We start from the raw sequence: 19,944 nt of genomic DNA on the forward strand, positions 1-19,944 counted from the left end.
CCTGGTGGACCGGGACGGTCCGCCGGTTGACTGCCCGGCATGACCGACACCTTGCCGGCCCACATCCCGGCTCACGTGAAGAACTCCTACCCCACCTGTTCCGAGTACACCCGTTCGCCCCGCCTCACCCCACTGCCGGCCGCCGTCAGCGTCGAGGCACGGGTCGGCGAGTCCCGAGAGAAGTAGGGTTTCCTCTGCGCGGCTACCAACGCGAACGGTTGTGGGACGCCCTTTCGGGGCGGTGCCCGGCCGATACGAGATACGGGCGTACGGTGACGGTCGGACCCATCGCCGCACTGACCCCGTGAGCGGGCTTCGAGCGACTGCGCGGTTGGTCGAGGTCGTGTGACAACACGACGTAGATGAACGTGACGAAGGCTGATCACCCTCGCCTGCTCCATCATCTGCTGGCACCGACTCCAACGATCGCGGTGCGTACCCCGCGACGGCGACTGCCGTGACTGTCGGTCACACGACATCAGATGCCGGGGATGCCAGGTTTTTCGGCACGCGGACCTTCAGGTGGTTCGGAATTCGCTTTGCTGGCTTCCGGGCCTCGCCGTCTGGCCTGGTCGTCTGGAGGGACAGCTCGCCGAGGACGCTGGGGGTGGGGCGGTGTGTGCGACGATCGCTCTACGAGATCCTGCAGCCTGCGCTTGAAATCGCTTGTGCCGTCGCCAGCCCTCTCGGCGGACTGGTCGGCGGGCTTGGAGCGGGCCACCTCCGCTACCGCTACCACCGTCCCGCTGACCAGGGCCGTGATGGTCGCCTTCACCAACTCCCGAACGATCGACTCCTGCACGGCGAGGGCGGCGATCGGCGCGGCGGCGGTCGCCGCCAGGACCGTGATGCCGACACTCAGAGCGATGCCCACGAGGTGCCACCCGCCAGGGCTGGCGGCCGGATCCCGGCCCGTTTGATCTTGGCCGGCTGTCCTGCGATGGAACTGGTCGTCAAAGGTCCTCTGGAGCGCCTTCTGCGCTGCGTCCCGCTGTCGGGTGAGCCCTGGCGTGAGCAGGCTCAGCGCCTCACTCTGACCGAGCTGCATAAGTTGCTCTACCGTTACCGGCCTATCCAGCAGTCGGTTCAGCCGCGCGGTGGCGCTGACCAGGACCTCGTGCGCCAATGCGTCGCGGGCCTTGATGCCGTCGGCCTCGGCACGGCTGTCGAACCACTCCGGCCGGCTGGTCGATTTGGCGAGGAATTCGAGCATTAGTTGGATGTCTTGGAGCCGGTGCAGCAGGATGGAGAACCGGTCATCGTCGTTCATGGATGTATTGTGGCGCTCGGACGCAACCGGATCCCGCCACAGTCGCAGCCGTGACCCCTTGAGGCTGACGTCGGCGGCCCGGTGCGTCAGCTCGGTTGTGTGCTGCCGCCCGGCCTGGCAGCCTGGCTGCCTCGGTCTGAGGAGAGGCGGCCATGACGCGTAGGTTCCTGCGGCCGGATGACCTGCACGGCCTGGTGTCGGAACAGTTCGGCTCCGATCGGCGGCTCGCTGCCCTGGACCGGCTCACAGGCGGCACCAAGAAGGGCGTCTACCGGCTCCGGCTGGACGACCGGACAACCGTGATGCTGTACGTGTGGGCCACGGACGAGAACTACTGGCCACCGTCGCCGGCCGTCCCGGACGACCCGTTCACCGATGCCTCGGGCGCGGATCTCTTCGCCGCCGGCCACGCGGCGCTCACGGCTGCGGGAGTGCGCGTACCGCATCTGCTGATGATCGACCGGGAGCGCCGGCACCTCGACGCCGACATCGCGCTCGTCGAGGACACCGGCGCGCTGCGGCTGGAGGCGCTACTGGAGCACGACCGGGCCGCCGCCGCCACGCCGCTGTCCGCGCTCGGTGACGCCCTGCGTCGCATGCACACCGCCTTCGGCCCGCGTTACGGCAAGGTCGCGGACGTCGGCCGGGGTGAGGCGTCCCAGGCTCGACGCCCGGAGGACGTGATCGTCGACCGCGCGCTCGGCCATCTCGACGTGGCCGCGGCCCGCGACGCCCGGCTGGCCGACGCCCATCACCGGGTCGCCGCCCACGTACGCCACCTCAGGGGCGCGGTCACCGCACGCGAGGAGTACGGGCTGGTGCACGGTGAGCTCGGCCCGGATCACGTGCTCGTCACACCGGCTGGTGAGGCCGTCATGATCGATTTCGAAGGGCTGGCGTATTTCGATGTCGAATGGGATCACGCCTGGCTGCAGATGCGCTTCGGTGAGACGTATCCGGCGCTTCGGCCGGTCGATCTCGATCCCCACCGGCTGGAGTTGTACCGGTACGCGCAGACGTTGTCCTTGATCGAAGGGCCACTGCGGATCGCGGACACCGACTTCCCGGATCGGAAGTGGATGCTGGACCTGGCCGAGTGGAACATCACCAAGGCGCTCGCCGCGATCTGACGGCGACCTCAGTCGGCCGGACCGACGTGTGCCGCGAGCAGGCGCCACCCCTCGTCCTCGTCGAGGATCCATGTGCGCGTGTAGCGGACCCGGGCGAGGAACGGCTCGCCGGCAAGGGTGCCTTCCAGCGTGCCGAGGAACCATGTCACCCCGGTGCCGCCGACCACGAGCGCCGCCAGGTCCTCCTCGTGGACCCGGGTCATCGTCTGCTGGCCGGACCGGTGCGCGTGCAGGTCGTCCTGCTTGGAGTAGAGCCGGCCGTCCGGCCCGGTGAACACGAGGCGGTCGTCGATCAACCGATCCAGCGCCGCAACGTCGGAGGACAGCTGGGCTTGTTGAAGACGCCGTTCAGCGGTGCGTAAGTCCTCGACCGTGGTGCTGTCCGCGTCGCCGTTCCCAACGGGAAAACCATCGTCCTTCACTGTAGATAAGTTAACAGCGATCTCCGGGGAGCGGTATCGGGCAGATGACCGGCTGTGCAGGTCATCTGCGGTGGCTAGGTTCGCCCGGTGCCTAACGAAATCACTGCGGCGTCCGCAGGTACCTGGACGCTCGGCGACCTGACCGTCAATCGGATCGGATTCGGCGCGATGCGCCTGACCGGCAAGGGCGGTGTGGCGAGCGACCGCGAGCGCGTCATCGGCGTGCTGCGCCGGGCGGTCGAACTCGGGGTGAACCACATCGACACGGCGGCGTTCTACTTCTCGCCGCTGCGTTCGGCCAACGAGCTGATCAATACGGCGCTCTCGCCGTACGCCGACGACCTGGTCATCACCACGAAGGTCGGGCCGGGCCGCGACCCGTCCGGAGAGTGGCTGCCGCTGGCCCGCCCCGACCAACTGCGCGGACAGGTCGAGGAGAACCTGCGCCAGCTCGGCCGGGACCACCTGGACGTGGTCAACCTGCGCCAGCACGGGCTGGAGTCGGTCGCGGAACACTTCGGCGCGCTGGCCGACCTGCGCGACGCCGGCCTCATCCGGCATCTCGGCCTGTCGAACATCCGCCCGCAGCACCTCGCGCAGGCACAGGCGATCGCCCCGGTGGTCTGCGTGCAGAACCCGTACGGCGTCGACACCCGGCGCGTGCACGACCAGCTCGTGCGCACCTGCGGGGAGCAGGGCGTCGCCTTCGTGCCGTTCTTCGCGATCGCCGGCGACGGACGTGAGGCCGGCGGGGTGGCCACGAACGAGGCGGTGGCGGCCGTCGCCCGGGCCCACGGGGCGACGCCGGCACAGGTGCGGATCGCGTGGACCCTCAGCCGCGGACCGCACATGCTGGCCATCCCCGGCACGGGCGACCCCGACCATCTGGTCGAGAACCTAGCCGCCGGGGCGCTGCGCCTGTCGCCGGAGGAACTGGCCGGCCTCGACTAGCGGCGCCCCGCCAGGAGTCCACGACCCTCGACGGAAGGTTTCCCCCTTTGCGGGCAGCGGTCACGTCCCACTCCACTCCTCCGCCGCGCGGCTCCTGGCTGGCGGCTCGAGGACTCGTCCCCGAGCGCGGCCCTCGGCGCGTCCTGGCCGTCGCGACCTTCGTCAACATGGTGGGAATCGGCGTCTTCATGACGAGCGCCGTGCTCTTCTTCACCCGCGCCGTCGGGCTTCCCCTCGCGCAGGTGGCCCTGGGGATGGGCATCGCGGCGCTCGTCGGGATGCTCGCCGGGATCCCGACGGGGCATCTCGCCGATCGGCGGGGCCCGCGCGAGATCTATCTGCTGACGCTTGTCGTCCGAGCCACCACCACGGCCGCCCTCGTCTTCGTCCACACGTTCTGGCCGTTCGTCGTCCTGGTCTGCCTCAACCAGCTCGCCCAGTCAGCCGGCGGGGCGTCACGCGGCCCGCTGGTGCGCGGCTTCGGCGGCGCGAACCTGACCCAGTTCCGCGCCTACCTCCGTTCGGTTGCCAACCTCGCCGGAGCCTGCGGTGCCCTCGTCGCCGGCGCCGCGGTGCAACTGGACACCCGCGCCGCCTACCTGACCCTGGTCGTCGGCAACGCCGTCAGCTTCGTGGCGTGCGCCGCCGTCATCACCCGGCTGCCCTCACTGCCGCCCATCGCGGTACCCCGCACGAGCGGACGCTGGATAGCACTGAAGGACAAGCCGTACATGGCCGTCACCGTGCTCGACGCGGTCATGGGAATTCAGGGCCAGGTGCTGGTCTTCGCGCTGCCGGTGTGGATCATCTCGCGTACCGACGCTCCGCGCTGGTTCGTCGGGGCGGCCGTGCTCGTCAACACCGCTCTCGTGGCGGCGCTCCAGGTCAGGGCGAGCAGGGGGATCGACACCGGTCCGGCGGCCGGGCGGGCCATCCGTCGCTCCGGGTTGGCGTTCCTGGTGGGGATGGCCCTGATCGCCGCCACGTCGACGATGCCCGGATGGCTCGCCGTGGCATTGATGACGCTGGGAGTCGCCGCGCACACGGTGGGCGAGCTGTGGCACACGGCGGGCTCGCTCGAGTTGCAGTTCCTCCTCGCGCCCGCACACGCGCAGGGGCAGTACACGGGAGTCGCCGGTCTCGGCGCGGGGCTGGCCAACGTCGCCGCCCCTTCCGTCCTGGGCCTGCTCTGCATCGCCTGGGGCGCCCCCGGTTGGCTGCTGATGGGCGCCGTCTTCGTCGCGGTCGGTCTGGTCGCCCCGGCGGTCGTCCGATGGGGTGAACGGACGCGTCCGGAGCCGGTCGTGGCCGGCTAGCCCGGCGGCTTCGGCGCTGCGTCGCGGTCCGTCCCGCGCCACTGCCCACCATCGGTCGGGGCCAGGATGGCGGCGCTGACCCCGTGCACGAAGTCCCGGACGTCGTCGGCCCGGCCGGGGTCGGTGTCCTGGCCGGAGTCGTACCACCAGTCGCGGGCCCAGACGGCGAGGTCGGCCCAGCGGGGGCAGGCGGTGGCGGTCTGGTCGGCGGCCTGCCGTTTGGACAGTTGCCGGCCGTTGCGCAGACGTTGGTAGGCGCGGCAGAGGGTGAGTACCGCGTACGCCTGGGCTCCGGGCGTGGTCATCTGGGTCACCCAGGTGGGCCAGTCACGGACGTGGTCCAGCAGGGCGGCGCGGACGCGGTCGGGTTCGACGGCGGGCAGCAGTTCGTCGGCAGGGGGTCCCAGCAGCGTACGGCCGTAGTCGTGTACGGCGGCCCAGGTCACGACGCGGTGGGTGGTGGCGGGTAGCAGGTGCAGCGACTCCCCGGGGCTGATCCGGGCGATCAGGTGGTCCCGGCCGCCGACGTCGCGGACCGCGTCCAGTGACACGTACTCCACTTCGATCCGGCCCGCCCACTGCGGGTGCCGCCGGTCGAGGTCCGCGTGCAGCCCGGCGAGTACGCCGAGGAGCTTCTCGTCCGGGTCGCTCGCGAGTACCGCGAGCAGGTCGAGGTCGCTGCGGTCGGCGGCGAAGTCCCCTGCCACGAGCGAGCCGTGCAGGTAGAGGCCGCGCAGCCGGTCGGCAAGCGCACGGCACCACGCCTCGCGGAGGTCGGCCAGAACCATGTCGGGTAGGACCACCAGGCGATCCTGCGCCACGCACCACCGGTGCCGCCACCGAGTAGACCGATCCGGCACGCTTTGCCGCGCGGATCATCCGCGGGCCGCGCCTACACGCTCGGCGAATTGCGGTGCCGCTCCGCGATGCCCGCCCCGGCCTGACGCTGTGCATCGTGCCGGTGCTGGTCGGCGCCGGCCCGGCGGACCGCAGCCGAATCCTCGTCCGACGGGCGCCTCGTCCGGTCGCGCCGGGCGACGAAGACGACGAGTGCCAGCACCGTCACCACGACCACCGCGAGCGACACCAGCATCGTTCTCATGCTCGTTGACGCTACGGCATACGCGCCACCTTCGGCGTGCTGGCGGTCGCGGGGCTGCCCCCTCCGCCGCCGGATGGCAAGCTCAGGTGTCGTGATCGATGACTTCGCGAAGATCCGTCAGCGCCGGCGGCTCAGGTCGGCACGTCACGCGCCGGTCGGGAAGGGTGATGGGGACGCGGTGCGGAACCCGGATCTCGCGGAGGCCCGCCGGTGAGGGCGGTCATCGTCGCGGCCGCTGTCGCCTTCGTCATCTCCCTTTTCGGTACGCCGGTGGCGGTGCGCGTCTTCAGCGCGCTGAAGGCAGGTCAGCCGATCCGGTCCATCGGGCTGGCCAGCAACGAGGGCAAGGTGGGCACGCCCACGATGGGCGGCGTCGTCTTCATCGTGGCGACGGTCCTCGCGTACGTCGCCGGGCACCTCGCCCTGACCACCCTGCCCGAACGGCAGATCGCGCAGGAGGGGCCCACCATGACGGCCCTGGTGCTGCTCGGGTTGTTCGTCTTCTGCGGCGCGGTCGGCTTCTTCGACGACTTCCTCAAGGTGCGCCGGCGCAACTCCGACGGGCTGTCCGCAAAGGGCAAGCTGCTCGGGCAGGCCCTCGTCGGCGGCGGGTTCGGGGTGGCCGCGCTGTACGTGCCGAGCACGAACGGCCAGACCGTGGCCAGTGAGCACATCTCGCTCATCCGCGACATCAGCTGGCTGGATGTCGGCAAGGTCGGCGCGGTCCTGGTCTTCATCTTCGTGATCACGGCGATGTCCAACGGTGTGAATCTCACCGACGGCCTCGACGGCCTGGCCACCGGCGCGTCGATCCTGGTGCTCGGCGCGTACTCGCTGGTCGGCTTCTGGCAGTACCGGCACTGGTGCGCCGACGACGGGTACGCCCGCGTGAACGAGTACTGCTACCAGGTCCGCGATCCGCTGGAGATCGCCATGATCGCGGCCGCGGCGGCCGGCGCCTGCGTGGGCTTCCTGTGGTGGAACACGTCCCCGGCGCGGATTTTCATGGGGGACGTGGGCGCGCTCGGGCTGGGCGGCCTGATCGGCGGGCTCGCGGTGGTGACCCGTACGACGCTGCTCTCGATCCTGATCGGCGGGCTGTTCGTCATCATCACCACGACCTGGGTGATCCAGATCGTCTCGTACCGGACCACCGGCAAGCGGGTCTTCCGGATGGTGCCGCTGCACCACCACTTCGAGCTGGCCGGATGGAGCGAGTCCACCATCGTGGTCCGATTCTGGATCGTGGCCGGAGTCTGCGTCGCGGCCGGCCTGGGCCTGTTCTACTCGGACTTCCTGGCGGCTGTGGGATAGCGGCGGAGCGACAGGAGACGCCGGCTCAGGCGGACCACTGCGCGGTGTCGCCGTCGCGGAGGTGGTCCAACTCCGCGAGGTACATCGCCTGGAGGCGGTCGTGGTGCCGGACCAGCAATCTGACCTCATCGGCGCTGTAGCCCTCGACGAGCCGTTCCGCCCGCTCGGCGAAACGCTCGTACGGCCGCTCCAGGTCGGCGACCCGCTCCGGGCGCACCGTGACGACGACTCGCCGCCGGTCCGCCGGGTCGCGCTCGGCGGTCACGTAGCCGGCCCGCTGGAGCCGGCGGAGCATGCTGGTGACCGCCCCGGTGGTGAGGTTGGTCCGTTCGGCGATCTGCCCCGCCGTGGCGGATCCGATGTCGGCCAGGTAGTCGAGGCATTCCAGGTCGCTCACGGTGAGGCCCAACCGCTCCGCGACGGCGTACCGGAACACCATGGACAGCCGCGACGTCTCCCGCCCGGCGCGCATCAGGTCGGCGATCGCGGAGGCGCGGGCCGGATCGTGGGACATGCGGGCAATCATGCCTCCGGCACGGTGACCCGGTGCAGCCGAGGTAACACGCGGGTCAGCACCCAGTGCGGCGCCGCCGCGCCGCCGGTGAGACGGTGCATCAGCTTCCCGGCGGTGTCGACGGCGCGGAAGGCGTACGGCACCATCTCGTCCTGGTATCCGGCGATCGCCTCCTCCACGGGTGTGCCGTTGTCCCGGGCGTCGACCAGTCGCCGGCCGAGCAGGGCGGCGTCGCGGAGCGCGGTGTTGCCGCCGTGCGCGCCGAACGGCGGCATGACGTGCACGGCGTCGCCCATCATCGTCGCCCGGGGGACGGCCCACCGGATCGGCCGCCGCCCGGTGGCGAAGAGGTTCAGCACCGTGGCGTCCAGTTCGGCCGTGTCGACCAGCCGCCGGGCGAGCGGGTGGAAGTCCCTGCTCCGGCTGGCCGCCAGGTGCCACAGTGCCCGCAGATCTCCGCGTACGCCGCCGGGCAGCTCGTCGCGCCGCAGCAGCAGCGCCCACATGACGTAGTCGTCGCCGGTGGGGGCGTAGCTGCCCGGGGCCAGGCGCGTGAACGCCTCCCGTGGGCTCTCGCCGAACCGCATGGAGGTGAAGAAGAAGGCGCTGCCCGGCCGGTCGGCGATGGCCAGGACCCCGCTGGTACGCAGTGCGTCCGGGATGACGCTCGCGCCGTCGCGCCACAGCGGTGACCGGCCGTAGATGCCCGCCATCGGGGTGTCCGCCGGGTCGGCGTCCGGCACCAGCTGCGCGCGTAGCGCCGAGCCGACGCCGTCCGCGCCCACCACGACCGTCGCGGCTGCGGCCCCGCCGTCGGAGAACCGCAGCCGCAGCCCGGCCGGGCCGCCGCTGTCCACCGCGACGGCGGTCTTGCCGTAGTGGATGCGCCCGTCCAGCCCGGACTGCAGGATCGACCGCAGGGTCAGCCGGTCCACCTGACGGGTCTCGTGCGGGTCGTCCTTGAAGGTGACGGTGAAGGCGTCCCGCAGCCGCCTGTCGGTGAAGCGCAGCTGCCCGCCGGGCTCGTCGCCGGTGGCCAGCGCCAGGCGGTACAGCGGGCGCGGCAGGCTCTCGCGCAGTGCCGCCAGCCCGTACCGGTCGAGAATGATCCGGTAGCCCTGCCGCCGGATGAAGGGGCCCGGGTCCCGCTCGTAGACGTGCACGTCGATGCCGGCGCGCATCAGGTACTGGGCGAGGCAGAGGCCGGAGAGGCCGGCGCCGGCGATCGCCACTGAGAAGCCTGTCGATGCACTCATGGCGGTTATCTTAATCATTAAGATGATTCGGGCAAGGTCGTCGCGGGGGCGGGCCACTGTGCATGGTCACTCTGGACTGATACTCAAGTTGCTTGTATATTCGGCTCATGGGATCGGCATCGCGTCCCGCGCTACGGGAACCGTCTTACTTCGTCCTTGCTGCTCTGCTCGGCGGACCGCTCCACGGTTATGCCGTGATCAAGCGGGTCAATGAGCTGTCCGACGGGCGGGTGACCCTCGCCGCCGGATCGCTGTACTCCGTGATCGACCGGCTGCTCGGCGAAGGACTCGTCACCACCGACGGTGAGGAGATCGTCAACGGGCGCGCCCGTCGCTACTACCGGCTCACCGACGAGGGCTGCCGCGTACTCACCGAAGAGGCCGACCGGCTCGCCCAGGCCGCCCGGGTGGTCATGGACCGCCTGCCACGCCGGGTCGCATCGCAGGCAATCGCCCGTCAACCTTCTACCGCGAGGATCAGACCAGCATGAGTTCCGATGTCTTGGAAAAGCGCTACCGGATGCTGCTGCGGGCCTACCCCGCCGACTACCGCCGCGAACGCGCCGACGAGCTGATCGACACGCTGATCGGCGACGAACCGACCACCCGCCGCTGGCCCAGCCTCCGGCAGGCGGCATCGCTGATCCGCGGCGCCCTACGGGTGCACGGTGGCAGCACCGCGCCCCGGCCCACCGCCGTGCTGTTCTGGCAGGGCATCCACCTGGGCGCCATGGCGGTGCTGGCGTTGGGTGTGCTCATCGGCCTGGACGACATCATCGAGGCATTCCAGTTCGGCGGACTCTCGGACCCCCTGGCCGTCGTCAAGAATCAGGGCATCCACGAGATCGTGCTGATCGCCGCGCTGGTGGCGCTCGTCGCGGGCCGCGCCCGTACCGCTGCCGCCCTGGCGGTGGCTGCGGCGGTGGTGCCGACCGTGATCTCCACGTACCTGTTTTCCAACGGCCTGCCACAGTGGTGGGCGCCGATCGTCGCCGCGCCTCTGATCATTCTGGGCCTGCGGCGTCCGGCGGACGTGCCGCCGGCGCCCCGGGCCAACGCCGTTCTGGTCACCGCCGGCATACTCGCCCTGCATCTGATCCCCGCGGGCGGCTTCCGCATGGTCGACCCGGGCGTGCGGGCGGCAGCCGCCGCCATGGTGATCGTCGGCGTGGCCGCCTTCCTGTGGGTGGCGACGGCCGACCAGCGGCTGCTGATCGCCGTCGTCCCCACCCTTCTCCTGGGTACGCTCTACCAGCTGGACAACAGCGGGTTGACGGGGGAACTGCTGCGCCGGCCCGACGCGCTGCCGTCCCTGGTAGTCGCGGTCCTCATGGCGGTTGTCGCGGTCGTGTCGACCCGGCTGCGACAGCGCACCCGCGCCTGACCGACAGCCGGGCGGTCCGGTCATGACCGGACCGCCCGGCTGATGCGTGCTCGGGCCAGTGGAAGACCTGTTGCCGAGTCCGCCTCTACGAGATCAAGCGCGTTCCGCTCGGTGCGGGCCGGGGCGCGGCAAACGGCTCCTGCGGAGCCGCCGCCCCGGCGCAAGGGTGCCGGGGCGAAAGATCAGCCGGCCCGAAACCCGCGCCCCACCCGCGCGTCACACCTGTGTCGATGAGGTGACCCGGTGACGAGTCCCCCGAAGGACGGCCAGGGCCAGGCACACACGCTTCCACCCGATGCGGACGATCCCGAGCAGCACGAGATTCGGCAGGCAACCGCGGCGGACGAAGTTGCCGAACGGTTCCGCACGGTCGCTCAGGCCCAGGGTTGGGAAGGGGTGAAGGTGGTGGTGGGGTGGGGTGGGGTGAGGGGGATGCCATCCCACCAGCCACCGACCCAGGCAAGCCGAGCAGACCAGGGCCAGGCTGACAAGGTCTTACGTCCGGTGGGGCGCTCCACCTTGTCACCCTGGCCCTGGCCCGCTTCACGGAGCAGCGTGGGCATCCGCGTGCGGAGAGTCGGGGTACCGTCGATGGGGTGGCGGCCGGCTGACTCGCCTGGCCTCTTGAGCTGGGAGCGGCGCTATGGCCTCGTCCGTCGATCCGCGCTTTGGGATAGCTCTGCGCGAGTTTCGGGAGCGGCGTGGCCTGTCGCTCCGGTCTCTCGGGCAACTCGCTCATCGGAGTAAGAGCCATCTGCACGAGCTGGAGGCAGGGCTCAAAGCTCCGACGGTCGACACAGCGCGCCACCTGGACCGGATTCTCGACGCCGGGGGAGTGCTTGCTCGGCTGGTCGATGCGCCGATCGACCATGCGGCCGAGGCCGGCGAGTTGCGGGCGAGAGTCGCCGCGAGTGATGTCAGCAACGACATGCTCGAACGGATCGAGCAGGGCGTTGACGACCTTGCCAGCTCCTATCCGACGATGGCACCGGCGGATCTGTTGCCGTTGGTGCGGCGGCACCTCTCCTATGTGGTGCGGCTGCTGGACGGGCGGGTGACGCTTGCTCAACAGCGTCGGCTGTTGGTTGCCGGCGGTTGGCTGGCGGTGCTGCGGGCCACGGTCCACATCGATTTGCGGCAGCGGAATGCTGCGGCTGCTCATCTGCGAGCTGCCCGTGACCTTGCCGAACATGCTGAGCATCCCGAGATCCAGGCATGGTGTCTGGAGACGCGGGCTTGGGACGTGCTGACGCAAGGCGACTACCGTTCGGCACTCGATCTCTCCCAGCAGGCTCAACGGGTCGCGCCTCAGGGCAGCTCGGCCAGGATCCAGGCTACTGCTCAGGAGGCCCGCGCGTGGGCTCGCATTGGGGACGTTGCTGCCACCCGGCGAACGCTGGATCGGGTAGAGCGATTGGCGGCGAACTTGCCCGTTCCCGAGCGAGCCGAGCATCACTATCGCTACGACCCCGCCAAGGCCGCCGCCTATACGGCCACGACTTTGGCGTGGGCCGGTGACCCGGGCGCGGAGCAGGTGGCTCGGGCCGTACTGGCCGATCTGGATCCGCACGGCGACGGGGGAGCGCGGCCACGCCGGTCGACATCGGCGCGTCTCGACCTCGGGCTTGCTCTTGTCGCCGCCGGTCAGCCGGACGAAGCGGTTGCTCTCGGGGCGCAGGCCGTGGCGTCCGGGCGAGTGGTGCCGTCGAACTGGTGGCGAGCCGCGGAACTGCTGGCCAAGGTCGAGGATCTCGGAGTGCCCGAGGCCGCGATGCTCCGTGAACTGTGCGTCGAGTACGCCCCGGGCCGACGATCAACAGCGGACAGCACACCTGGTTAGCGGACAGTCACCTTCTGGATCGTAGGCGCGCGCGGCGCGACGCTGGACCTCACTGAACCGGGCGCGGATCGAGGCACATCAGCAGGTGCCACTTCGTGCTCTTATCACGGAGGGCCAGTAGATGACGGTGCCTGTCGGGCTCCTGCGGCGACTCGTGGGCCGGTACCTCCCGTCGATTCCGACGGCGTACGGCGTCGGGCAGCGCATCCAGATGATCGAGCAGGACATCGCCCGGCGGCGGTTGCTGGACCAGGCGCGAGGCGGGCAACAGGCCCCGGCGGGCGCCGGGGACACATCAATGTCGCGGGAGCGGCGCGTCTCGTATGACGAATACCTGTCTGCCACCGCGCTGACTCTTGCTCGCAGGCACCGGCCGGTGTGGTCGTGGCGGCTCTGGCGGCGCGTCTGCCGCTGTGGGTCCGACCTGCCGTGTCGCGCCCGGCATCGGATTCCGATCAATCGGGGCCACTGGCCGTCGGAGGATGACCAGTGACCAGTGAGCAGGAACAGGCGATCCTCGCGGTTCATGTCCGAGGGCTCGACGGCATGTGTGCCGGCTGCCGAGCGTGGTGGTCGCGGCTCACGCCGTACCCCTGCTGGCAGGTGGAATGGGCGACGAGCCGGCAGGCGCGGGCGATCACCGCGCGCTTCCTGGAGGGCGCGCGGTGACCACCCACGGGCCTGTCATGCCGGTTTGGAGCTGTGGCGGCTGCGACCTGCCCTGGCCGTGCCCTACGCGCAAGCGTGAGCTGCGCGCGGAGTTCATGGATGCGCCGGTGTCGCTGGCGCTGTACCTCGGCGCCTATCTCGTCCAGGCCACCGAGGACATGCCGTGGACTCCGGCGGGCGTGTTGCACCGCCGTTTCCTCGGCTGGACCAGGGAAACCGGCCCACCCGTGCCAGCCGGATCGGAGCCGGGTGTTCGACCGGGTACGGACGACCGGGCGCCACCCGCGTGGAACTGGCGGCCTACCCGCTGGATCACCGCAGCGCGCTGAAGAACGCGCGCAGGTCGGCAGCGAGCAGGTCGGGCTCTTCCTGGGCGAGGAAGTGACCGCCGACGGTGGGCTCGCGCCAGTGGGTGAGGTTGGCGTAGGTGCGTTCGGCGAACGACCGGGGCAGGCCGGCGTCCTCCACGCTCACCGTGATACCGGCGGGCACGGTGACCATCGGCAGATGTGGGGCCAGGCGGTCGTCACGGTAGGGACGGAAGGACGTGCCGATGCAGTTGGTGACCCAGTACAGCATCACGGTGGTCAGCAGCTCGTCGAAGCCGAACCGGCGGGAGATTTCACCACCACAGTCGCTCCAGCGCTGATACTTCTCGACGATCCATGCGGCCAGTCCAGACGGCGAGTCGCTCAGCGCGGCCGCAAGCGTGTCGGGCCGTGTCTCCTGGATGACTCCGTAGCCCCAGTCGTCCTGGGCCTTCGCGTCGAGCATGGCGACGAACGCCTCCTCGGCCGGGCTGAGGTTGCCCCTGCGGTCCGCCGGCGGAAACTTGATGTGCTGCGAGAAGACCCCGACGACCCGATCTGCGTGGCGGGCGCCGAGCCACGTCGTCACGCCGGACCCGATGTCGCCACCGTAGGCGCCGAAGCGGTCGTAGCCCAGACGGGTCATCAGCTCGGCCCACACGTCCGCGACGGCCGCCTCGGTCGTCGGGCCCTCGGCGAGTGGTCCGGAGAAGACGAAGCCGGGCAGGCTCGGTATGACGAGGTCGAAATCTGCGAGCCGGGACACCAGGGGCAGCATCTCCGTGTACGTGCTGGGCCAGCCATGGGTCAGGATCAGCGCCGTGGCGTCGGGCGATGCCGAGCGGACGTGAACGAAGTGGACCGGCGTGCCCCGGATCGTGGTGACGAACTGAGGGTGCCGATTGAGGGCACGCTCGACCGCACGCCAGTCGAATCCGTCGAGCCAGTACCGCACCAGATCTGCCAGGTACCCAGGGTCGGTGCCTGCGGCCCACGGCTCTCCCGGGGCGGCCGGCGCGAGCCTTGTCCGCGAGAGCCGAGCGCGCAGGTCGTCCAGGACGGTTTCGGGCACATCGATCTGGAAGGGCGTCACCCGATCATGGTCCCATCGCCAGGGGTCACTCGGCAGCCGCCCGAATGGGCAGCCTGCCGGGGAGCGTGATTCAGGCCGGAACCGCTGGAGGCGGCACTATCGTGTCCACGTGCCTTCAGACGTACATCCGGCCTTGGATGTCTTGATGCCCGCGGCGTTCCTGGGCCACGGCAACCCGATGAACGCCCTCGCGGTCAACCGGTACACGTCCGCGTGGAGAGCCTTCGGCGCCGCGGTGCCGCGTCCCCGCGCGATCCTGGTGGTCAGTGCCCATTGGTACATCAACGCCACGGCCGTCACCGCGATGCCCCGGCCGAGGACCATCCACGACTTCTACGGGTTTCCGCAGGAGCTGTTCGAGGTGCAGTACCCGGCGCCGGGGCTGCCCGAGCTGGCTGAGGAGGTCAGTGACGTCGTCCATCCGACCTGGGTCGGGGCGGACGTCGACAGCTGGGGCATCGACCATGGCACCTGGTCGGTGCTGATGCACGCCTTTCCGGACGCGACGATTCCCGTCGTCCAGCTCAGCATCAACGCCGACAAGCCGATGGACTACCACCTTCAACTCGGCGCCCGGCTCGCTCCACTGCGCCGGCGCGGCGTGCTGATCGTGGCGAGCGGCAATGTCGTGCACAACCTGCGCGGCATGGACTGGGCGCTGACCGACGACGGCTTCGACTGGGCGCGACGCTTCGACGAGGACGCCAAAACCCGGATGCTGACCGACCCGGGCGAGTACGCGACCCTCGACGCTCACGGGGACTTCCGCCGTGCGGTACCGACACCGGACCACTTCATCCCCGCGTTGTATCTCGCCGGCCTGGCCGCCGCCATGGACACCCCCGACACCGAGGTCCTGGTCGACGGCTACGCCTACGGCTCGTTGTCCATGACGGCCTACACGCTGGGCATGTCCTGTCCACCGGCTGCCGGCCGGGGCGGATCCCCGCAGCCACCGCCCGGGCTGCCGCCGGACGGCTCCAACATCTGAGCAGGCGCCGGCTGGTCAACCGCTTCGGTGCCCGGGCGACCGTACTCAGGTCGCCCGGGCACTGCGGGCTACGCCGTCGGCCTGCCTTCGTGCAGGATCTGGGCCAGCTCGACCGGTCGGCTGAGCATCGGCCAGTGCCACGTCGGCAGTTCCTCGTACCGCCACGGATCGCCGGCCATGTGCCGGCACAGCGGCACGGTGGCGGCCATCTGGCGTGCCTGCTCGACGGTGAAGCTCGACAGCACGCCGAGGCGGGGCACCTTCTCCCACGCCCCGGTGAGCCGCACCGGGGTGGTGGCAGTCGACCACGGCTGGGCCACCGACCGCTCAGCGAGCAACGCGACGACCGAATCATCCACGTCTGCCGCGCCCGCTGCCAGCTCGGCCCACGGCGGGGGTGGCAGCCGCCAGCCGTCGCCGTGTCCGGCGACCACCGCCGCGTTGCGTTCACGCTCCTGGGGCGGGCTGAAGTCGGCGTTCGCCGCGCCGTCGGGTAGCGGGCCGGTGTCGACGAAAACCAGTTGGGCGATGCGGTCGGTCATGCGGTCGGCAACGGCGGTCGTCACGACCGCGCCGGCGTAGCTGTGCCCGACGAGAACCACGTCGTGCAGGTCCTCGTAGCGCAGCAGGTTGACCACGTCGGTGACGTGGACGTCGAGGTCGGTGTCCGGGCGGGCCAGGTGGGCGCGCTCGCCCAGGCCGGTCAGGCTCAGCGGGTACACCTCGTGGCCGTGCCCGCGCAGGGCGGCGGTGACCGGCCGCCAGGCCCATGCGCCGAGCCAGAACCCGGGAACCAGTACGAAGGTCGTCATGCGTGCCACGCTACGATCAATACCGGACATGTTCCGCCCGGATTAGAAATGGGGATTCTTGACCCGGCCGACCGCGCGCGTACTGGCGTTGCTGGAGATCCTCCAGGCCGGCGGCGGCTTCACCGTCGCGGACCTGGCGGGTCGGCTGGGCGTCGACGAGCGCACGGTCCGCCGATACGCCGCGCACCTCGCCGACCTGGGCATCCCGGTCGAGGCCCGGCGCGGTCGCTACGGCGGATACCGGCTCGCGCCTGGATACAAGCTGCCGCCGCTCATGCTCACCGACGAGGAGGCGGTCGCCGTCATGCTCGGGCTCGTCGCCGCTACCCGGGCCGGGCTGGTCACCACCGAAGGCGCGGCCGCCGAGAGCGCGACCGCGAAGATCCGCCGGGTGCTGCCGGCCGTTCTCGCCCGGCGAATCGATTCGCTGCTGGAGACCGTGGACTTCACCGCCCGGGTCCGGAAGCCGGCCCCGCCCGGCATCGAGGTGCTGCTGGTGCTCGCCGAAGCGGCCCGGCATCAGCAACCGGTGAGCATCACCTACACCACCTGGCGCGGCCAGTCCGGAGAACGTCAGCTCGACCCGTACGGGCTGGTCTTCCACGCCGGCCGCTGGTACGTCACCGGTCACGACCACAACCGCCAGGCCGTACGGACGTTCCGCCTCGACCGCATCGGGACAGCCCACCCCCTTCAGGGCAGGTTCGACATCCCGGCCGGCTTCGATCCCACCACGCAGGTACTCACCGGTCTGGCAGCCGTGCCGTACGCGCACGACATCTCCGTGGTGCTGCACACCAGCCTGGAGCAGGCGCAGCGACGAATCCCGCCCTCGGTCGGCACGCTCACCGAGGTGCCCGGCGGAGTGCGTCTCACCGCCCGAGCCGAACGGCTCGACGGTGCGGCACAGATGCTCGCCGGGCTCGGCTGGCCGTTCACGATCGACCGACCGGGCGAACTCAAGGACGAGGTGCGGGCCCTGGCCGCCCGACTGCTCGCCGACGCCACCGCTTGAGGCTCGGAAAAGGTGGTCAGACCCGCCTCGGCCCACGTGCGGACGGCGCGCGGCCGGGTCAGGCCGGCGGATCGTCCCGGAAGAGAGCTTCCCGCACGCCTCGGCCGCCCCAGCGGGTGGCGACGAGTTCGGGACGAGGACGGGTCGGCTCGGGCACCCCACGGTGCCGTCTGGTGTCGGGCGCAGGACGGTCCCAGTCGGCGATCAGCGCGAACGGATCGGTCACGCGGTCCGGCCCGTCGTCACACCGCTCCCGGACAACCATCGCGGGAAGGAAGCGCAGTTCCTGCGCCGTCCCGCAGTCGTCGGTCCGCGAGGCGATCACGGCCCCGCAGCCTTGACAGGCGACGCAGGGGATCCAGCCCACCATCGACCAGCAACCCGTGTGGACGCGGTCATGGACGAAGCGTGTCCCGCGTACGTCGCCGGGGGAGAGGACGAAGGTGTCGGTGACCTGATCACGGCCGTAGGCGGCCTCGTCGATCGCGTAGGTGCCGGGGCCAAGGAGCGGCGGGTTCACCTGGTGGCAGTCCAGGACCGACCAGTGCGGCGCCGCCGGCAGTTCCACCAACCGGACCGGGACGCTCAGCGGCTTCCCGCAGCCCGCACACCGAAAGCGCTCCACTGCCGCAGTGTGACATCGCCGCCGAGCGGCGGCACGCGCTGCTGTCAAAGCCTCTCCCGGCAGTCCGGGTACGCCTTCACGACCCCGGCTCGGGGCCGGCGCCCCGTCGAGCAGGGCGCCCAGTCGAGCGGCGGATTCGTCGGTGAGCCGATAGACGCCCTGACGGCTGACGGCGCGTTCGAGACGGCCGTCGACGCCCCGGCACGGTTGCCGGCCTCCCGGGGCCGGACCGTCAGCGCTTGGCGACGGTGAGCAGCACCGCTGAGTCTTCGAGCGCCTCCAGATTGTGCCGGCGGTCCGGCACGATCAGCAGGTCGCCGGCAGCGCCGTCCCAGGAGGTCTCGCCGGCGCCGAGCCGGACCCGGCCGTGCAGGACGTGGACGGTGGCCTCGCCGGGGTTCTCGTGTTCGCCGAGCATCTGCCCGGCGGTCAGCGCGATCAGCGTCTGCCGGAGCGTGTGCTCGTGGCCGCCGTAGACGGTGGAGCTGCTGCGGCCGCTGGAGGAGGTGTGCGCGAGTTCCAGCTGCTCGCGGGCCAGTGCGGTGAGGGATGACTTCTGCATGAGGTCTCCTGTCTGCTCGTCGCGCCGGGCAGGGTGCTCCTCCGCGAACCGTAGCGTGCGCGCCCCGTCGCCGCACCACCGGCCTTCGGCGTGCTCAGCCGCTCACCGCATGGTGGCCTTCGGGGCGCCCTTGCCCGGGTTGATGCGGGTCGGACCGGCGGCCGAGGGGCGGATGTCGAAGTCGAAGATCTCGGTGGGCAGGTAGACGGTCGCGCAGGAGTTGGGGATGTCCACCACGCCGGAGAGCCGGCCCTCGATGGGTGCGGCGCCGAGCAGCAGGTACGCCTGTTCCGGCTGGTAGCCGAAGCGGGTCAGGTAGTCGATGGCGTGCAGGCAGGCGCGCTGGTAGGCGAGCTGCGAGTCGAGGTACCGCTGTTCGCCGTCGAGGGTGACCGAGAGCCCGGAGAAGGCCAGCCACTGGCTGAACTGCGGCGGGGTGTCGCCCGGGATGAAGATCGTGTTCTCGGCGACGCCGTACGTCTGCATGCCGTTCTTGATCAGGTCTACGTGCAGGTCGACGAAGCCGCCCATCTCGATGGCGCCGCAGAAGGTGATTTCTCCGTCGCCCTGGGAGAAGTGCAGGTCGCCCAGCGACAGGTTGGCACCCGGCACGAACACCGGGTAGAAGACCCGGCTGCCGACTGTGAAGTTCTTGATGTCCTGGTTCCCACCGTTCTCCCGGGGCGGGGCGGTACGCGCCGCCTCCCCGGCCACCCGGTCGAAGTCGGCGCCGGTGAGGCTGCCGAGGATCGCGTCCTGCGGCTCGGGGGGCAGGGCCAGGGGCGGCACCCGGTCGGGCGCGGTCGCGATCAGCGCCCCCTCCCGCTGGTTCCAGGTCGCCAGCAGCGACGCGGACGGGGCGGTGCCCATCAGCCCCGGGTGGGCGATCCCGGTGAACGACACCCCGGGGATGTGCCGGGAGGTGGCCTTGCGGCCGCTGAAGTCCCAGACCGCCTTGTAGGCGTCGGGGAACTGCTCGGTCAGGAAGCCGCCGCCGTTGCCGGTGGGGAAGATGCCCGTGTAGCCCCAGCCCTGGCCGGCCAGCGGACCGGACTCCTGCGGGATGGGGCCCATGTCGAGGATGTCGACCATGAGCAGGTCGCCCGGCTCGGCGCCCTCGACGGCGAACGGGCCGCTGAGAGCGTGGACCCGGGTCAGCGGAGCGTCCCGGATGTCCTCGGCGGAGTCGTCGTTGTGGATCGCGCCGTCGAACCACTCGCGGCAGTGGACGCGGAACGACTGTCCGGGCCGTACCGTCGCCACGGGCGGGATGTCGGGATGCCAGCGGTTGTGCCCGACCTTCTCCTGGTCGGTGAACCTCTTCGTCGAGTCTAGAGGGAACAGCAGTTCAGGCACGGTGTCGAGCCCTT

General features: G+C 70.6%; 23 protein-coding genes. 12 read left to right on the forward strand and 11 right to left on the reverse strand.

The window, feature by feature from the left end; genetic code table 11:
* Positions 1-39 precede the first annotated feature (39 nt).
* Positions 40-186: a hypothetical protein gene (locus AB0C17_RS22165; RefSeq protein ID WP_357480259.1), complete on the forward strand. Its 147-nt coding sequence runs from the start codon at positions 40-42 to the stop codon at positions 184-186.
* Between the two features lie 292 nt (positions 187-478).
* On the opposite strand, the gene AB0C17_RS22170 is transcribed toward AB0C17_RS22165, so the two are convergent.
* A complete protein-coding gene (locus AB0C17_RS22170; RefSeq protein ID WP_357480262.1) occupies positions 479-1,270 on the reverse strand; it encodes a hypothetical protein in 792 nt (263 codons plus the stop codon).
* Between the two features lie 152 nt (positions 1,271-1,422).
* Between AB0C17_RS22170 and AB0C17_RS22175 the strand changes: the two genes are divergently transcribed.
* Positions 1,423-2,400 carry an aminoglycoside phosphotransferase gene (locus AB0C17_RS22175; RefSeq protein ID WP_357480265.1) on the forward strand — a complete coding sequence of 326 codons (978 nt, stop codon included), beginning with the start codon at positions 1,423-1,425 and terminating at the stop codon, positions 2,398-2,400.
* Positions 2,401-2,408: 8 nt separating this feature from the next.
* Here the strand turns inward: AB0C17_RS22175 and AB0C17_RS22180 are convergent, their stop codons facing one another.
* Positions 2,409-2,822: a nuclear transport factor 2 family protein gene (locus tag AB0C17_RS22180; RefSeq protein WP_357385731.1), complete on the reverse strand. Its 414-nt coding sequence runs from the start codon at positions 2,820-2,822 to the stop codon at positions 2,409-2,411.
* A gap of 87 nt (positions 2,823-2,909) precedes the next feature.
* Between AB0C17_RS22180 and AB0C17_RS22185 the strand changes: the two genes are divergently transcribed.
* Both AB0C17_RS22185 and AB0C17_RS22190 read left to right on the forward strand, forming a co-directional pair.
* Positions 2,910-3,773: an aldo/keto reductase gene (locus tag AB0C17_RS22185; protein ID WP_357480268.1), complete on the forward strand. Its 864-nt coding sequence runs from the start codon at positions 2,910-2,912 to the stop codon at positions 3,771-3,773.
* A 47-nt stretch (positions 3,774-3,820) separates the two neighbouring features.
* A complete protein-coding gene (locus AB0C17_RS22190; RefSeq protein ID WP_357471673.1) occupies positions 3,821-5,089 on the forward strand; it encodes an MFS transporter in 1,269 nt (422 codons plus the stop codon).
* On the opposite strand, the gene AB0C17_RS22195 is transcribed toward AB0C17_RS22190, so the two are convergent.
* On the reverse strand, positions 5,086-5,892 hold the full coding sequence (locus AB0C17_RS22195; RefSeq protein ID WP_357471676.1) for an aminoglycoside adenylyltransferase domain-containing protein: 807 nt from the start codon (positions 5,890-5,892) through the stop codon (positions 5,086-5,088). The two genes, AB0C17_RS22190 and AB0C17_RS22195, sit on opposite strands and share 4 nt — an antisense overlap.
* A gap of 89 nt (positions 5,893-5,981) precedes the next feature.
* The gene (locus AB0C17_RS22200) at positions 5,982-6,191 is read right to left on the reverse strand and encodes a hypothetical protein (protein WP_357385739.1); all 210 of its coding nucleotides are present in this window, start codon (positions 6,189-6,191) and stop codon (positions 5,982-5,984) included.
* Positions 6,192-6,401: 210 nt separating this feature from the next.
* Here AB0C17_RS22200 and mraY point away from each other — a divergent pair, with 210 nt between their 5' ends.
* Positions 6,402-7,505, forward strand: coding sequence for a phospho-N-acetylmuramoyl-pentapeptide-transferase (gene mraY / locus AB0C17_RS22205; protein ID WP_357385741.1), 1,104 nt, complete (start codon positions 6,402-6,404; stop codon positions 7,503-7,505).
* 25 nt (positions 7,506-7,530) lie between these two features.
* Here the strand turns inward: mraY and AB0C17_RS22210 are convergent, their stop codons facing one another.
* Complete coding sequence (locus tag AB0C17_RS22210) at positions 7,531-8,019, reverse strand: MarR family transcriptional regulator (protein WP_357385743.1); 489 nt, start codon at positions 8,017-8,019, stop codon at positions 7,531-7,533.
* Between the two features lie 8 nt (positions 8,020-8,027).
* The gene (locus AB0C17_RS22215) at positions 8,028-9,275 is read right to left on the reverse strand and encodes an NAD(P)/FAD-dependent oxidoreductase (protein ID WP_357385745.1); all 1,248 of its coding nucleotides are present in this window, start codon (positions 9,273-9,275) and stop codon (positions 8,028-8,030) included.
* 107 nt (positions 9,276-9,382) lie between these two features.
* Between AB0C17_RS22215 and AB0C17_RS22220 the strand changes: the two genes are divergently transcribed.
* From AB0C17_RS22220 to AB0C17_RS22240, 5 genes are all read left to right on the forward strand, one after another.
* Complete coding sequence (locus tag AB0C17_RS22220; protein ID WP_357385747.1) at positions 9,383-9,766, forward strand: PadR family transcriptional regulator; 384 nt, start codon at positions 9,383-9,385, stop codon at positions 9,764-9,766.
* A complete protein-coding gene (locus AB0C17_RS22225; protein ID WP_357480271.1) occupies positions 9,763-10,659 on the forward strand; it encodes a hypothetical protein in 897 nt (298 codons plus the stop codon). Before AB0C17_RS22220 ends, AB0C17_RS22225 begins: the two co-directional genes overlap by 4 nt.
* Positions 10,660-11,302: 643 nt before the next feature.
* Positions 11,303-12,499: a helix-turn-helix transcriptional regulator gene (locus AB0C17_RS22230; RefSeq protein WP_357480273.1), complete on the forward strand. Its 1,197-nt coding sequence runs from the start codon at positions 11,303-11,305 to the stop codon at positions 12,497-12,499.
* A 489-nt stretch (positions 12,500-12,988) separates the two neighbouring features.
* Positions 12,989-13,168, forward strand: coding sequence for a hypothetical protein (locus AB0C17_RS22235; RefSeq protein ID WP_357480276.1), 180 nt, complete (start codon positions 12,989-12,991; stop codon positions 13,166-13,168).
* Entirely contained in the window at positions 13,165-13,497 is a 333-nt protein-coding gene (locus AB0C17_RS22240; RefSeq protein WP_357480278.1) for a hypothetical protein, read from the forward strand. The genes AB0C17_RS22235 and AB0C17_RS22240 overlap by 4 nt, the downstream gene beginning before the upstream one ends.
* On the opposite strand, the gene AB0C17_RS22245 is transcribed toward AB0C17_RS22240, so the two are convergent.
* Positions 13,481-14,569 carry an epoxide hydrolase family protein gene (locus AB0C17_RS22245; protein WP_262012050.1) on the reverse strand — a complete coding sequence of 363 codons (1,089 nt, stop codon included), beginning with the start codon at positions 14,567-14,569 and terminating at the stop codon, positions 13,481-13,483. The two genes, AB0C17_RS22240 and AB0C17_RS22245, sit on opposite strands and share 17 nt — an antisense overlap.
* A gap of 145 nt (positions 14,570-14,714) precedes the next feature.
* Between AB0C17_RS22245 and ygiD the strand changes: the two genes are divergently transcribed.
* Complete coding sequence (gene ygiD / locus AB0C17_RS22250; RefSeq protein WP_357480282.1) at positions 14,715-15,560, forward strand: 4,5-DOPA dioxygenase extradiol; 846 nt, start codon at positions 14,715-14,717, stop codon at positions 15,558-15,560.
* Between the two features lie 68 nt (positions 15,561-15,628).
* Here ygiD and AB0C17_RS22255 read toward each other — a convergent pair whose 3' ends face one another.
* Positions 15,629-16,372, reverse strand: coding sequence for an alpha/beta fold hydrolase (locus AB0C17_RS22255; RefSeq protein WP_357480285.1), 744 nt, complete (start codon positions 16,370-16,372; stop codon positions 15,629-15,631).
* A gap of 58 nt (positions 16,373-16,430) precedes the next feature.
* On the opposite strand from AB0C17_RS22255, the gene AB0C17_RS22260 reads away from it, so the two are divergent.
* Positions 16,431-17,387, forward strand: coding sequence for a YafY family protein (locus tag AB0C17_RS22260; RefSeq protein WP_357480288.1), 957 nt, complete (start codon positions 16,431-16,433; stop codon positions 17,385-17,387).
* Between the two features lie 58 nt (positions 17,388-17,445).
* On the opposite strand, the gene AB0C17_RS22265 is transcribed toward AB0C17_RS22260, so the two are convergent.
* The 3 genes from AB0C17_RS22265 to fmdA all read right to left on the reverse strand — a co-directional run bounded on the left by AB0C17_RS22265 (position 17,446) and on the right by fmdA (position 19,930).
* The gene (locus AB0C17_RS22265; protein ID WP_357480290.1) at positions 17,446-17,955 is read right to left on the reverse strand and encodes a hypothetical protein; all 510 of its coding nucleotides are present in this window, start codon (positions 17,953-17,955) and stop codon (positions 17,446-17,448) included.
* Positions 17,956-18,244: 289 nt separating this feature from the next.
* Positions 18,245-18,574: a cupin domain-containing protein gene (locus AB0C17_RS22270; protein WP_357385765.1), complete on the reverse strand. Its 330-nt coding sequence runs from the start codon at positions 18,572-18,574 to the stop codon at positions 18,245-18,247.
* Positions 18,575-18,676: 102 nt separating this feature from the next.
* Entirely contained in the window at positions 18,677-19,930 is a 1,254-nt protein-coding gene (fmdA, locus tag AB0C17_RS22275) for a formamidase (RefSeq protein WP_357480293.1), read from the reverse strand.
* Positions 19,931-19,944 lie beyond the last annotated feature (14 nt).

Source organism: Micromonospora sp. NPDC048887 (assembly GCF_040649715.1).
Classification (GTDB): Bacteria; Actinomycetota; Actinomycetes; order Mycobacteriales; family Micromonosporaceae; genus Micromonospora.

Coding starts and splice junctions, on each gene's coding strand:
- AB0C17_RS22165 (WP_357480259.1), top strand. CDS start 40: ATGACCGACACCTTGCCGGCCCACATCCCGGCTCACGTGAAGAACTCC.
- AB0C17_RS22170 (WP_357480262.1), bottom strand. CDS start 1,270: ATGAACGACGATGACCGGTTCTCCATCCTGCTGCACCGGCTCCAAGAC.
- AB0C17_RS22175 (WP_357480265.1), top strand. CDS start 1,423: ATGACGCGTAGGTTCCTGCGGCCGGATGACCTGCACGGCCTGGTGTCG.
- AB0C17_RS22200 (WP_357385739.1), bottom strand. CDS start 6,191: ATGAGAACGATGCTGGTGTCGCTCGCGGTGGTCGTGGTGACGGTGCTG.
- AB0C17_RS22210 (WP_357385743.1), bottom strand. CDS start 8,019: ATGTCCCACGATCCGGCCCGCGCCTCCGCGATCGCCGACCTGATGCGC.
- AB0C17_RS22215 (WP_357385745.1), bottom strand. CDS start 9,275: ATGAGTGCATCGACAGGCTTCTCAGTGGCGATCGCCGGCGCCGGCCTC.
- AB0C17_RS22220 (WP_357385747.1), top strand. CDS start 9,383: ATGGGATCGGCATCGCGTCCCGCGCTACGGGAACCGTCTTACTTCGTC.
- AB0C17_RS22225 (WP_357480271.1), top strand. CDS start 9,763: ATGAGTTCCGATGTCTTGGAAAAGCGCTACCGGATGCTGCTGCGGGCC.
- AB0C17_RS22230 (WP_357480273.1), top strand. CDS start 11,303: ATGGCCTCGTCCGTCGATCCGCGCTTTGGGATAGCTCTGCGCGAGTTT.
- ygiD (WP_357480282.1), top strand. CDS start 14,715: ATGCCCGCGGCGTTCCTGGGCCACGGCAACCCGATGAACGCCCTCGCG.
- AB0C17_RS22255 (WP_357480285.1), bottom strand. CDS start 16,372: ATGACGACCTTCGTACTGGTTCCCGGGTTCTGGCTCGGCGCATGGGCC.
- AB0C17_RS22270 (WP_357385765.1), bottom strand. CDS start 18,574: ATGCAGAAGTCATCCCTCACCGCACTGGCCCGCGAGCAGCTGGAACTC.